The sequence below is a fragment of the Nonomuraea helvata genome, assembly GCF_039535785.1.
GTDB lineage: Bacteria > Actinomycetota > Actinomycetes > Streptosporangiales > Streptosporangiaceae > Nonomuraea > Nonomuraea helvata.
In genome coordinates, this window is the sequence record NZ_BAAAXV010000009.1 from 192,087 (window position 1) to 204,454 (window position 12,368).

Consider the following 12,368-nt stretch of genomic DNA (forward strand, 5'->3'; position numbering starts at 1 on the left):
CTCCTTCGTCGGGCACACGAGCGGCAGCCGGCTGTGTCTGATTGTTCGCTCGCTGCGCTCACTCATGCCAGCATCCCCGGCCGGCGGCTGACCCGCCGCACGGACACAGCGCGCTCGTCCGTCATCCCGGCGCTCTCCTTCAACGTACGTACGGCCACGGCCGAGAAGTCGTTGACCGCGTTCGCCGCCACACGCCAGGCGGTGGAGACCCGGCACGTGATCGGCGAGCCTAGCAGCGGCCGCCAGGAGAGCCCCGGGAGCTCCACCTTCGGGCCGAACGCCACCGCCGCCCCCGCCAGCACCAGACCCAGCCCCGCCCCCTCGTGCACCTGGACGGGCACGTAGCCGTGGCGGCGGCACTCCGAGAGCATCTCCGCGTAGAGACCCGGCTCGCCCTCCTGGGGCGGCATCAGCAACTCACGTCCGGCCAGGTCGGCCAGGTGCACCTCCCCGACGCCGGTGAGCGGGTCGCCCTCGGCCAGCAGCACGCCCTGCGCCTGCACGAGCACCTGGCCGAACCGCAGACCGGGCGCGGAGACCGGATGGCGGACCAGGCCCACGTCGATGGTCCCCTCCGCCAGCGCCGTCACCTGGTCGGCGGTCCAGATCTCGGCGGGCGCGAGGCGTACCTCGGGATTGGTCTCGCGGAAACCCGCGACCAGGGCGGCGATCACGGCGTCGGCCAGGTCGGGCGGGACACCGACCTTGAGCACCGCGCCCTCGCCCTGCCTGGCCAGCTCGTGCAGGCGGTCCACCCTGGCCACGATCTCGCGGGCCTCGCCCAGGAGCAGCCTGCCCGCCTCGGTGAGCCGCACCTGGCGGGCCGAGCGGTCGAACAGCCGCACGCCGAGCTCCTCCTCCAGGCGCTTGATGCGCTGGCTGAGCGGCGGCTGTGCCATGCCGAGGCGGATCGCGGCGTTGCCGAAGTGGAGTTCCTCCGCGACCACGGCGAAGTAGCGTAGATGCCGGACGAGGTCCACGACCAGCCACTATATCCACATTTATATCTTTGAAGCAGCCATATCAGTATTGGACACCCCTGCCTTTCCTCTGGTGTTCTCTGCGTCATGGCACCACAAAGGGGGACACTGTACGTGCGGCGCCGCCGGTGGCCGTGGATCATTCCGGCGCTCCTGGTCCCGGTAGTCGCAGCGGGAGGCGTCATCTGGGCGCTGCGCACGGAGGGCTCGCCGAAAGAGACGGCCGACAAGTATCTGGCGGCGTGGTCGGACCAGGACTATGCGGGGATGCGCGCCCTGGTCGCGGACCCGCCCGCCGACTTCGAGACCTGGCACCGCCGCTTCCGCACCGATCTCAAGCTCACCGGGGCGCAGTTCTACGTCCCCAGGGCGTCGGGGGTCTTCGCCTCCTACGGAGAGGAGATCAGCTTCGCGGCGAAGCTGACCGGCCAGGAGGACTGGGACTACAGCGGTCAGCTGAAGCTCGTCGAGCGCGACCGCACCTGGAAGGTGGCCTGGACGCCGGCGACCATCCACCCGCTGCTCAGGAAGGGCCGCTCGCTGCGCGTCATCACCCAGCAGGGCGACCCGCTGCGGGTCCTGGCCGCCGACGGCACCCCGATCAACACCCCGTCCGCGCCGGGCTCGGTGCAGCAGCTCGTGGAGGGCATCAAGCAGACGTTCCCAGACCGCTTCAAGTCGCAGAACCGCGACCGGATCGACCTCTACGAAGGGGACCGACCCATCCAGACGGTCGTTCCCGCGGCCGGATACAGACCGATCCAGACCACCGTCGACCTGAAGGTCCACCGGGCAGGAGCCAAGGCCCTGGAGGGCGTCTCCCAGCCCGCCTCACTGGTGGCCCTCCGTGCCTCGACCGGCGAGATCCTCGCGGTGGTGAACAGGCCGGGAGGCTTCAACCGGGCGCTGCTCGGCAAGTACCCGCCCGGCTCGACGTTCAAGGTCGTGACCGCCTCCGCGCTGGTGGCGGACGGGACCGAGCCGTCCCGCCGGGTCACGTGCCCCGCCGAGCAGAACATCGGCGGCTTCCCGTTCCACAACGCGAACTTCGAGGACTTCGGCTCGCTGTCGTTCGAGGAGGCGTTCGCGCACTCGTGCAACACGACGTTCGGGCAGATGAGCGTGGACCGGCTCAAGGGCGGACGGCTGGCCGAGGTCGCCCGCAGCTTCGGGTTCGGCACCCCGATCACGCCCGGCGTTCCCGCGGTCCGCGCGGAGTTCCCCGACCCGAAGGACGACACGGATCTGGCCTCCGCCGCGATCGGCCAGGGCCGCGTCCTGGCGAGCCCGCTCAACATGGCCTCGGTCGCGGCCGCCATCGCCTCGGGCGCGTGGATCGCCCCTCACCTCGTCAAGGAAGAGCTGATCCCCGGGGCCCAGCCGGACAACCCGCGCCCGCTGGAGCCGGGGGTGGTCGCCGCCCTGCGCAAGCTCATGCCCGCCGTCGTCACCGAAGGCACCGCCCACGCGGTCCGCTTCCCGGAGGGCACGGCCGGCAAGACGGGCACGGCGGAGTACGGCTCGGGCAAGGAGCCGCCGACCCACTCGTGGTTCATCGGCTACCGGGGCGACCTGGCCTTCGCGGTCATCGCCGAGGGCGCCGGCCCAGGCGCCGCCGTGGCCGCCCCCGCCGCCGCCCGCTTCCTGACCGCCCTGTCCTGACCGCCCTGTCCTGACCGCCCTGTCCTGACCGCCCTGTCCCGACCCACGGCTCGCGCACCCGGACGGGGCCGAAGAACAACCCCGCAGGAACCGCCGGAAGGACGGTTCAGAGGACGGCGCGGCCGGCGGGGGCGGTGAGAGAGGCGACGGCGGCGACCACCTCGGAGGCGTTGGAGAGGTCGGGCAGCACCACGTCGGCGCCCGCGTCGCGCAGCTCGGCGGCCATGGAGCGACCGGAGGCGACCCCGATCATCGCGGCCCCGCCGATCTTGGCCGCCTGCACGTCGCGCGTGGAGTCGCCGATCACCACGGTGTTGGCCGCGGTGAACGGCGTGCCGAGGCGCTGCTTGGCGCGCGACTGCGCCACCTGCAGCAGCGTCGCCTTGGGGTAGACCTCCTCGCCGTATCCCCCCAGCGCGAAGTCGACGTGCTTGTCCAGCCCGAACGCCTTGAGCTTGTGAACGGCATTGCTCTTGATGGTGCCGGTCAGCACCGTCTGGATCACGCCGTCGAGCCTGGACACCGCCTTCAGGGCGTCCTTCGCCCCCGGCATCATGCGCCCCTCCTTGGCCAGCCGCCCGCGCCGGTCGGCGAAGGCCACGGCGAGCGCCGACAGGAACTTGGGCAGGTGATCGTCCTCGGCCTGGACGCCGTTGACGGCGAGCGTCTCGAAGACGATCTCGGAGTCCGGGCGGCCCATCGGGGGCACGAGCTTGACCAGCGGCCGCCCGGTCACGAAGCGGAACGCCTCGGCGTACGCGTCCCTGGTCACGATGGCGACGTCGACCAGCGTCAGGTCGACGTTCCAGAGCACAAGCCGGTTGATGGCAGCCTCCTGGGGGTGACGCTGCATAGCGTACGACGTGCGCCGCCGCTCGAGTTCAGTCCTTGAGCTTAAGGCCAACGCCCGGCTCGGGTTCGGCGCCTGGGCGATTTGGGCATGGACTGCCCTACGCGTACTCCAGCGCGGCGGAGAGGGTGTCGACCACGGGAAGGCCGGTGCCCTCCAGCTCGGCCCTGGTGGTCATCCCACCCGTGTAGAGCACCGCCCTGGCCCCCACGTGCTTGGCGGCGAGCCCGTCGTCCACGCTGTCGCCGATCACCAGGATCTCGCGGGGGTCCACGGCGATGGACTCGATGTGCGCCACCATGTGCGCGGCCTTCTCGCCGCCCGTGGTGCCGAGCAGCCCGTCGATCCGGTTGAAGTGCCTGGTGATGCCGAACGACTCGACCTTGGGCACCAGGTGGGCGTGCGGCGCCATCGAGCAGAGCGACTGGGTGCCCGTCCAGCTCGTCAGGGCGAGCTCGGCGTCGTCGGCCAGCCCGCAGACCTCGCTCAGCCGGAAATAGTGCTCGTGGAACCCGTCGTCCAGCAACTGCCACTCGCCCTCGGCCAGGGGACGGCCGAGCAGGCGCTCGTAGGCGACCCAGATGGGCCGGGTGTAGACCGCGCGGAAGCCCTCGGCGGTCAGGACAGGAAGCGCGTACGGCTTGAAGACCTCGTTGGTGGCACCGACCACGGCGTCGATGTCGTGGAAGAGGGTGCCGTTCCAATCCCAGATGATGTGCGTCGTCATGTTGCGACTAGCTTAGACGGCACGTGTGACAACTCGATGAACGTCAAGGGCGGGGGCCGCGACCATCCGGCCACGGCCTCCCGCGAAGAGCTACTTGCAGGCCTTGGTGGTGCTGCCGGAGCCGTATTGGCCGCCGCGGCCGCCGTTCCACCGCACGGAGGCCTGGCCATAGGCGCACATGTTGTTCGCCCAGATCATGTTCCCCCAGTGCTTGCCCTTGTTGCCCGCCTTGAAGCTGAACTTGTCATTCCGGCCGTCGCCCGCGAAAACGCTGATGGTGCCGGTCGCGGCCGAGGATGTCCTGATCTCCACCCAGTTGGTCTTGCACTTGAAGGACCACCACAGTTTGATCGTCCCGACTGATTCGCGCCGCATCTTGATGTCGGCCGTCCGGACCACCTTGGCCGCGTTCCAGCAACCTGACTTGGCCGGGTCCTGGTGGTCGTACGGCTTGGCCTGCGCGTTCGCGGGCGTGCCCGCCAGCAGGACCGCTGCCATGGCGCCCGCGGCGGCGGCCGCGACTCGAAGCTTCACTTGGGACCGACTCCTTGCATCTAACTGACAGTGCTGCGTCGGGACCTTAGCGAGACCGGGCTCCGGACGTTCACGGAACGGTGATCTATGTGATCTCACCGTTATCAACGCAGCAAGTCGGGAATTTCCTGCGTGGCGTACCACATGAGCTCGTGCGCCTCGGCCCCGTCCACGGTGAACCTCGCGTCGTCGTCGCCCGCGTCGGCGGCGGGCAGCGCGGCGACGGCGGCCTCGATGTCGGGGCCGGCCTCGTGGTCGTCGATGTGCACCGCGGCCACCTTGGCCAGCGGGATCGGGTCGGCGAGGCGTACTCTCGCCCGTTCCTCCAGATCGGCCCCCGCGGAGACCGAGCGGTCGGGCACCTCGGCCGCGACCACCACGCGCCGCGGCGCGGCCTCGAGGCCGTCCGCGAGGTCGGCGGCGAGCATCCGCAGCGAGGCGCGAGCCGCCTCGGTGAGCGCCACGTATTCGAGCTCCTCGGTGTCACCCGAGGCATACCACTCGGTCAGCGCGGGGGTGACCGCGTAGCCGGTCAGCGGGGCCGGGCCCAACTCCCCCGCCTGCACCGCCGTGGCCAGTGCCGGGAGAGTGCACGGCAGATAGACGCGCATGACGAACCTTTCGTGCTTTCTGGCCGAGCTCCGCTCGGCGGCGTTGAGACGGATGTCCTCGCTGCGCTGCGGATCCGTCTCAACCTTGCAAGGGATCTATCATGCCCGTCGCAACGTGAGGCGGAGGAGGGTCTCGAGTTCCGCGATGGTCGAGTTCGCGTCGCTGTGGTGGATGCCGGCGATGCCGAGCGCGCGGGCGGCCACGATGTTGGCCTCGATGTCGTCGATGAACACGCACTCCTCGCCGCCGCGCCCGATCTGCTCGAGCGCGTGGTGGAAGATGCGCGGCTCGGGCTTGCGCATGCCGACCTCGCCGGAGATCACGACCGCGTCGAAGAACTCGTCCCAGTCGTGGCGGGGATACTCATTCGACCATGAGTTAGAGACCAAACACGTTTTGACACCATTTTTCCGAACTTCGCGGAGCATGTCGTACATTGCGTCAACGCGTTCGAATCCCGCGAACATCCGGGCCAGCAGCCCGTCGGCCACGGGCGGCACGCCGTCCACGGTCAGCAGCCTCGCGGCCAGGTCACGCTCGAAAGCCGAGCCGTCGATCTCACCCCGCTCCAGCGCGTGGACGACGCTCTCGCCGTCACCGTGGTAGGCGTGGTCGATCATCTTCCGCATCACGTCGCGGTAGTGGTCGCCGTCGATCCTGTCGGCCGCGATCCAGCGCGCGATGGCGTCGGAGAGGCCGGTCGTCAGCACCCCGCCCCAGTCGATGAGCACACCCGTAAGCACGCTTCCAGCGTAGAGCAGTCCCGGATGTCGCCTTTACACGACTCGGCGTTTGTTAATCGGCAAAACCCCACAAAAAGAATGTCCGAAATATGCCGTTATGGTGATTCTCCAGCGATAGCTCGCTACCAGAAAGGACCGCCGTGCGGACGACGATCCTGATCACCTCCAATGGCCTGACCGCCTCCAATGGCCTGATCACCTCCAATGGCCTGACCGCCTCCAATGGCCTGACCGCCTCCCCAGATCACTGGACCGCCCCCGGAACCGAGCTGTTCCAGTTCCCGCCGATCTTCCCCGGCGGCCCGGAATGGCTCACCAAACCCGTGCTCATCGCCCTGCTCAGCGCGGCCATCGCCATCGCCGTGTGCTGGGCCGCGTTCGCCAAGCCGAAGATCATCCCACGTGGCTGGCAGAGCATCGGCGAGTACGCGTACGAGTTCGTGCGCGAGCAGATCGCCAAGCCCAACCTCGGCAAGGACTCCGACCGCTGGATGGGCTTCCTCTTCACGGTCTTCCTGACCGTGCTCATCTGGAACCTGATGGGCGTCATCCCGCTCATCCAGTTCCCCGTGGCCGCGCACGTCGCCTTCCCGCTGGTGCTGGCGGTCACCGTGTACGTCATCAAGATCTACCTCGGCGTCCGGCACCACGGCGTGCGCGGCTACCTGCGGGGCATCGTGCACCTGCCCGGCCTGCCGGGCTGGGCGTACGGGCTCTACGCCCCGATGATCCTGGCCGAGGTGTTCATCACGTCACTGTTCACCCACTTCATCCGGCTGTTCGCGAACATGTTCGCCGGCCACATCATCGTGGCCTTCTTCAGCTCGGTGGGCTTCTGGTTCCTGTTCGAGCGGCTCACCCCGCTGGGCGCGGGCCTCGGTGTCCTCGGCGTGGCGATGACGATCGTGATGACCGCGCTGGAGATCCTCATCCAGTTCCTGCAGGCGTTCCTGTTCGCCATGCTGGCCGGGATGTTCATCGCCAGCGGGCTGCGCGGCTCGCACTAACCGGCGGCACGGGCGGCCAGCTTGCGGTGCTCCGCGGAGCGCAGCACGCGGGCTGCCTCATCCGCGTCGGCCACGGGGGCCTTGGCCAGGAATCCCCGCTTCTGCTTGAGCGTGAGCAGCCGGGTGACCGACTGGTCGAGCCGCTGCTGCGAGATCCGGCCGGACTTCACCGCCGCCAGCACCGCCTGATAAGCCTTCTGCAGGTCGTTCGGCATGAGCAGCAGGTCGGCCCCGGCGAGGACGGCCCGCACCGCGATCTCCCCGTCGTCGTACTTCTTGCGCACGCCCTCCATGTTGAGCGCGTCGGTGGAGATCACCCCCTTGAAGCCGAGCTTCTGCCTGAGCAGGCCGGTCAGGATGGGCTTGGAGAGCGTGGCCGGGTCCCTCGACGGGTCGAGCTTGGGGAAGACGATGTGGGCGCTCATCACGGCGTCCACGCCCGCGCCGATGGCGGCCTTGAACGGCGGCGCGTCGATCCGCTCCCACTGGGCCTTCGTGTGCTTGATCACGGGCAGCCCGGTGTGGCTGTCGACGTCGGTGTCGCCGTGGCCGGGGAAGTGCTTGGCGGTGGCGGCCACCTTGGACGCGCCGAAGCCCTTGACCGCCGCCGCCACCATCTTCGCCACCCGCGCCGGATCGTCGCCGTAGGCCCGGCGGCCGATGACCGGGTTGTCCGGGTTCACGTTCACGTCGGCGACCGGGGCGAAGTCGAGGTTGACGCCGAGCGCGCGCAGCTCGTCGCCGGTGGCCTTGGCCACGGCCCTGGCCAGGTCGGGGTCCTTGGTCGCGCCGATCTCGGCGGCGCCGGGGAAGTCGGTCATGAGCGCGGACATCCTGGCCACCAGGCCGTTCTCCTGGTCGGTGCCAATCAGGAGCGGGACCTCCCTGGACGACTTCTGCAGGCCGGTGGTGAGGCCGACGACCTGGCCGACGCCCTTGATGTTGTGCGGGAAGAGGATCACGCCGCCGAGATGGTACTTCGCGATCACCTTGGCCGGGGTGCCGGCGCCGTACCTGGCCTGGTTCTCGCCCGACACCGTGTCGGCCGCGGTGCCGTACAGGACGGGCATGAAGAGCTGGCCGACCTTCTCCTGCACGCTCATCTTCGACAGGGCGCGCCCGACTGTGCCCCCCTGGGCCTGCGGCGGGCTCTGCGGGGTCGCGGTCTCGGGTGCCGTGGTCTGCGCGGGCGGCGCGGCCTTGCCGCCTCCGGTGGGGGTCGCGCCCGCCGATCCGCCGCTGCCGGCACAGGCGGTGAGAGCGAGCGTGAGGAGGCCTGCCGTACCGATCCGTCGAAGCATGCCTCCAAAGGTATCCATCCGACGACCCGGCCGAGACCTTCCCTTTACCCTCTACCGGGCGCGTCGGGTTACAGTCCGAGCCGGTCGAGCCCGGGCAGGTGGGCGCGGGCCGCCGCACGCGCGTAGGCCGCCGTCGGCTGTGCCCGCGCGGCCTCGGCGGCGCGGCGGCACTGGTCCAGCGTGTGCGCGGCCAGCCCCGCGCGTACGGCGGGCAGCGCGGCGGCCCCCATCGACAGCGTGGAGACCCCGAGCCCGACGAGCACGCAGGCCAGCGCCGGGTCGGCGGCCGACTCGCCGCAGACGCCGCACGGCTTGCCCGCGTCCGAGGCGGCGGTCGCGGTCATGGCCACCAGGTCGAGCAGCGCGGGCAGCCACGGGTCGTGCAGCGCGCTCACGGCCCCGACCTGGCGGTCGGCGGCGAAGGCGTACTGGGCGAGGTCGTTGGTGCCGATCGAGACGAAGTCCGCCCGGACGAGCAGTTCGCGGGCCCGCAGCGCGGCCGACGGGATCTCGATCATCACACCCACGTCTCTCAGGCCCCTGGCCCGGCACTCCTGCGCGAACCACCCGGCCTCCTCGGCCGTGGCCACCATCGGCGCCATGACCTGGAGCCCCGGGGACGCCACGGCCGCCAGCGCGCCGAGCTGCGCGTCCATGACCTCGGGGAACCGCCTGAACCTGCGCAGCCCCCGCTCCCCCAGCGCCGGGTTCGGCTCGGCGGGCGCGGGCAGGAACGCCAGCGGCTTGTCGGCACCGCCGTCCAGCGTCCGCACGACCACCTTGCCGCCGGGGAACGCCTCGAGCGCGGCCCGGTAGGCGCGCCGCTGCTCCTCGGCGGAGGGCGGCTCGGCCCTGTCGAGGAAGAGGAACTCGGTCCGGTAGAGCCCGACGCCCTCGGCGCCGGCGCTGACGGCGTCGTCGAGCTCGGAGGGGCCGCCGATATTCGCGAGCAGCGGAACCGCGTGCCCGTCGGCGGTCCTGCCGGGGCCCTTCGCCGAGGCGAACGCGGTCTGCCTGGCGGTGTCGGCGCCGACCGCCTCGGCCACGTCGGACGCGGCGGGCTCCACGCGCACGTCTCCCGAGGTGCCGTCGGCCATCACCCGGACGCCCGGCGGGATGGCGGTCGCGCCCCCGCAGGCCACGACGGCGGGCACGCCCATCGCCCTGGCGATGATCGCGGTGTGGCTGGTGGGCCCGCCCTCCTCGGTGACGAACGCGGCGACGTCCTGCTTGCGCAGCAGCGCCGTGTCGGCGGGCGCGAGGTCCCTGGCGACCAGCACGTACGGCTCCTTGGGAGAGATCGGGAGCCCCTGCATGGCGTGACCGTAGAGGATCGCGATCACGCGGTCCCTGATGTCGTCGAGGTCGGCGGCCCGCTCGCCCAGGTAGCCGCCGGAGCCGGCCAGCACGGCCTGATATTTCGTGAAGGCCTCGAAGACCGCCCTGGGGGCGGCCAGGCCGCGGTCGATCAGCGTTCGCACCTTCACAACCAGCCCGGGGTCCTCGGCCATCAGCGCCTGGGCCTTGAGTATCTCCTCGGCCTCGCCGCCCGCACGGTTGCCGCGGGCCTCCAGCTCGCCCGCGACCTGCGTGAGCGCGACCATCGCGCGCTCCTTCTCCTGCTCAGCCTCGCCGGTGTAGGTGGCGCCCTCGGGGGGTTCGGGCACGGAGGCGGTGAGCACGTAAGCGGGGCCGTGCCCGATGCCCGGGCTGACCCCCACCCCCCGCAGGTTCATGGCGTGCCGGCGATCTCGGCCAGCTCGTCGAGGACCTCTTCCGAGCCCTCGCCCTCCGCGCTGATCACGACGGTCTCACCCTGCCTGACGTCGAGCGCCATGATGGCGAGGATGCTCTTGCCGTTGACCTTCTCCCCGCCGTGGGACTTCGTCACCGTGATGTCCATGGGGGCCTTCTTGGCCCGCTGGACGAACGTCGCGGCGGGTCGGGCGTGCAGCCCTACCTCCGCGGCCACGGTGACCTTGCGCTCAGCCATTACTCCTCCTTCTGTGCCGGTCCAGACCAGCCGGACCTTTCATGTGATAGCGCCCGTTCATTGTGACGCCTCGGCCGCCGTGGCTAGTCCCATCGGAAAAGCTCGTCTCCCACATGCACTGCCCCCTCAGCGACTCCGCTCACGAAGTCGGCGTCGAGTGCCACGACGGGGCAGACGGGAGAGCGCCCGCCCGCCTCGATGACCGCCGGGTCCCAGGCCACGACGGGCTGCCCGGCGCTCACCCTGTCCCCCTCGGCGGCCAGGAGCTGGAACCCCTCGCCTCTGAGCTGGACGGTGTCGATGCCCAGGTGCACCAGCACGCCCTTGCCGTCGTCTCCCACGATCACGTACGCGTGCGGATGCAGTTTCATGATTTTTCCCGCGATGGGGGCCACGGCCTTCCCCGGGCCCCTGAGCGGATCGATCGCCGCTCCCGGCCCGACGAGCCCCGCCGAGAACACCGGATCGGGCACGGCGGCCAGCCGCACGGCCTCCCCCTCGACCGGGGCGAGAACAGTCGTCATGATCTCGCCCTTAGCCGATGATGTCCTCGATGTCGCTGGCGATGGTGTCCGCCTCAGGCCCCACGACGACCTGGACCACGTTTCCCGCTGCCATCACACCGTGCGCACCCGCCGCCTTGAGCGCGGCCTGGTCGACCTTGGACGCGTCATGCACCTCCGTACGCAACCGGGTGATGCAGGGCTCGATCTCGATGATGTTGTCGGCGCCGCCGAGCCCGGCGATGATCGCATTCGCATCCGCCGCCATCCGGCCCTCCCTCGCTCTCGTGCCCAGGCTATTTCAGTCGGTCTGGGTGACCTTGTTCAGCCCGCGCGGCGCGTCGGGATCGATGCCGAGCCGGCGGGCCAGCGCCTCCGTGAGCAGCTGCCCCGGCACGATCAGGCCCATCGGCGCCACCCATTCGGGCAGGTCAGGGCCGTTCAGCGCGGCCGTGCCCGCCCGTGCCAGCGCCTCGCCGCCCCCGATCGTGTACGCCGCCGCGCCCGCGGCCACCACCCGCTCGGCCAGCGCGATCGTCCCGGACAGCGTCGGGCTGTTCTGGGCGGCGACCAGCAGCGCCGGGGTGTCGGCGTCGACCACGGCGATGGGGCCGTGCAGCAGGTCGGCGTACGACAGGCCCATGGCGTGCAGGTAGCACGCCTCCTTGAGCTTCAGCGCCGTCTCCAGGGCCGTCGAGAACGCCAGCCCGCGCCCGGACACGACGACGCCCGGCTTGTCGGACAGCCCCTCGACCACGGCGTCCAGATCGCCCGGCTCGGCGATCAGCTTCTCCACCGCCTCGGGCACCCGCCGCAGGTCGTCCGCGTCCACGTCGGCGCCCAGGCCCAGCGCGAGCACGGCCAGCGCGGCGAGCTGCGTCGTGTACGTCTTGGTCGCGGGAACGGCCTTCTCCTCCCCGGCGACCGTGCACAGAGCCACGTCGGCGGCCTGCGCGAGGGGGCTCTGCTCGCCCCCGTTCGTGATGCCGACGGTCGTGGCCCCGCACTCCTTGGCCCAGGCCAGCGTCTCGACGATCTCCTCCGTGCGCCCCGACTGGGAGATCGCGACGGCCAGCACCCCGTCCAGGTCGAGCCGGCGCTTGTACGTGGTCGCGATCGAGGGCGCGGCGAGCGCGGCCAGGCGGCCCGCGTGTGATTCGACCAGGTACCGCCCGTACACTGCTGCGTTGTCGGAGGTGCCCCGTGCGATGAACAGCAGTTGGCGAGTCTGCTCGGCCACCGCCCTCACCTCACCGACCCTCGGCAGCAGGGCGTCCAGCGTGGCCCGCAGCGCGGCCGGCTGCTCGGCGATCTCGCTGCGCATCTTCGTGGTCATCTCGGACTCTTTCCTTGATCGGCTGAGGTGCGGACTTGACCGTCTTTTGCGACATGTGGTCTAGTCCGGACTAGACCAGTACGAACCATAGCTGATGTCCAACAAACAAGAAATCTGCTC

The 12,368-nt window shown here is 70.4% G+C and carries 14 protein-coding genes; 2 read left to right on the forward strand and 12 right to left on the reverse strand.

The window, feature by feature from the left end; all coding sequences use genetic code 11:
- Positions 1-62: 62 nt before the first annotated feature.
- Positions 63-980 carry a LysR family transcriptional regulator gene (locus tag ABD830_RS33435; RefSeq protein WP_344996566.1) on the reverse strand — a complete coding sequence of 306 codons (918 nt, stop codon included), beginning with the start codon at positions 978-980 and terminating at the stop codon, positions 63-65.
- Between the two features lie 87 nt (positions 981-1,067).
- Here ABD830_RS33435 and ABD830_RS33440 point away from each other — a divergent pair, with 87 nt between their 5' ends.
- Entirely contained in the window at positions 1,068-2,642 is a 1,575-nt protein-coding gene (locus ABD830_RS33440) for a penicillin-binding transpeptidase domain-containing protein (protein ID WP_344996569.1), read from the forward strand.
- Between the two features lie 106 nt (positions 2,643-2,748).
- Here ABD830_RS33440 and ABD830_RS33445 read toward each other — a convergent pair whose 3' ends face one another.
- The 5 genes from ABD830_RS33445 to ABD830_RS33465 all read right to left on the reverse strand — a co-directional run bounded on the left by ABD830_RS33445 (position 2,749) and on the right by ABD830_RS33465 (position 6,108).
- Entirely contained in the window at positions 2,749-3,495 is a 747-nt protein-coding gene (locus ABD830_RS33445; protein ID WP_344996572.1) for an HAD family hydrolase, read from the reverse strand.
- 97 nt (positions 3,496-3,592) lie between these two features.
- Positions 3,593-4,219 carry an HAD family hydrolase gene (locus ABD830_RS33450; RefSeq protein ID WP_344996575.1) on the reverse strand — a complete coding sequence of 209 codons (627 nt, stop codon included), beginning with the start codon at positions 4,217-4,219 and terminating at the stop codon, positions 3,593-3,595.
- 90 nt (positions 4,220-4,309) lie between these two features.
- Positions 4,310-4,753, reverse strand: a complete 444-nt coding sequence (locus tag ABD830_RS33455) for a DUF2690 domain-containing protein (protein WP_344996578.1) — start codon at positions 4,751-4,753, stop codon at positions 4,310-4,312.
- Between the two features lie 104 nt (positions 4,754-4,857).
- Positions 4,858-5,364: a DUF6912 family protein gene (locus ABD830_RS33460; protein ID WP_344996581.1), complete on the reverse strand. Its 507-nt coding sequence runs from the start codon at positions 5,362-5,364 to the stop codon at positions 4,858-4,860.
- A gap of 99 nt (positions 5,365-5,463) precedes the next feature.
- Positions 5,464-6,108, reverse strand: a complete 645-nt coding sequence (locus ABD830_RS33465; RefSeq protein ID WP_344996583.1) for an HAD family hydrolase — start codon at positions 6,106-6,108, stop codon at positions 5,464-5,466.
- Positions 6,109-6,248: 140 nt separating this feature from the next.
- On the opposite strand from ABD830_RS33465, the gene atpB reads away from it, so the two are divergent.
- Positions 6,249-7,115 carry a F0F1 ATP synthase subunit A gene (gene atpB / locus ABD830_RS33470; protein ID WP_344996585.1) on the forward strand — a complete coding sequence of 289 codons (867 nt, stop codon included), beginning with the start codon at positions 6,249-6,251 and terminating at the stop codon, positions 7,113-7,115.
- On the opposite strand, the gene nagZ is transcribed toward atpB, so the two are convergent.
- The 6 genes from nagZ to ABD830_RS33500 all read right to left on the reverse strand — a co-directional run bounded on the left by nagZ (position 7,112) and on the right by ABD830_RS33500 (position 12,248).
- Positions 7,112-8,416: a beta-N-acetylhexosaminidase gene (gene nagZ, locus ABD830_RS33475; RefSeq protein ID WP_344996587.1), complete on the reverse strand. Its 1,305-nt coding sequence runs from the start codon at positions 8,414-8,416 to the stop codon at positions 7,112-7,114. The genes atpB and nagZ overlap by 4 nt on opposite strands.
- Before the next feature lie 68 nt (positions 8,417-8,484).
- Positions 8,485-10,152, reverse strand: coding sequence for a phosphoenolpyruvate--protein phosphotransferase (gene ptsP / locus ABD830_RS33480; RefSeq protein WP_378520728.1), 1,668 nt, complete (start codon positions 10,150-10,152; stop codon positions 8,485-8,487).
- Entirely contained in the window at positions 10,149-10,409 is a 261-nt protein-coding gene (locus tag ABD830_RS33485; protein ID WP_344996593.1) for an HPr family phosphocarrier protein, read from the reverse strand. Before ABD830_RS33485 ends, ptsP begins: the two co-directional genes overlap by 4 nt.
- An 83-nt stretch (positions 10,410-10,492) precedes the next feature.
- Positions 10,493-10,933 carry a PTS sugar transporter subunit IIA gene (locus ABD830_RS33490; protein WP_344996595.1) on the reverse strand — a complete coding sequence of 147 codons (441 nt, stop codon included), beginning with the start codon at positions 10,931-10,933 and terminating at the stop codon, positions 10,493-10,495.
- A gap of 10 nt (positions 10,934-10,943) precedes the next feature.
- On the reverse strand, positions 10,944-11,180 hold the full coding sequence (locus ABD830_RS33495; RefSeq protein ID WP_192790232.1) for a PTS sugar transporter subunit IIB: 237 nt from the start codon (positions 11,178-11,180) through the stop codon (positions 10,944-10,946).
- Positions 11,181-11,213: 33 nt separating this feature from the next.
- Positions 11,214-12,248, reverse strand: a complete 1,035-nt coding sequence (locus tag ABD830_RS33500) for an SIS domain-containing protein (protein ID WP_344996599.1) — start codon at positions 12,246-12,248, stop codon at positions 11,214-11,216.
- Positions 12,249-12,368: the final 120 nt, after the last annotated feature.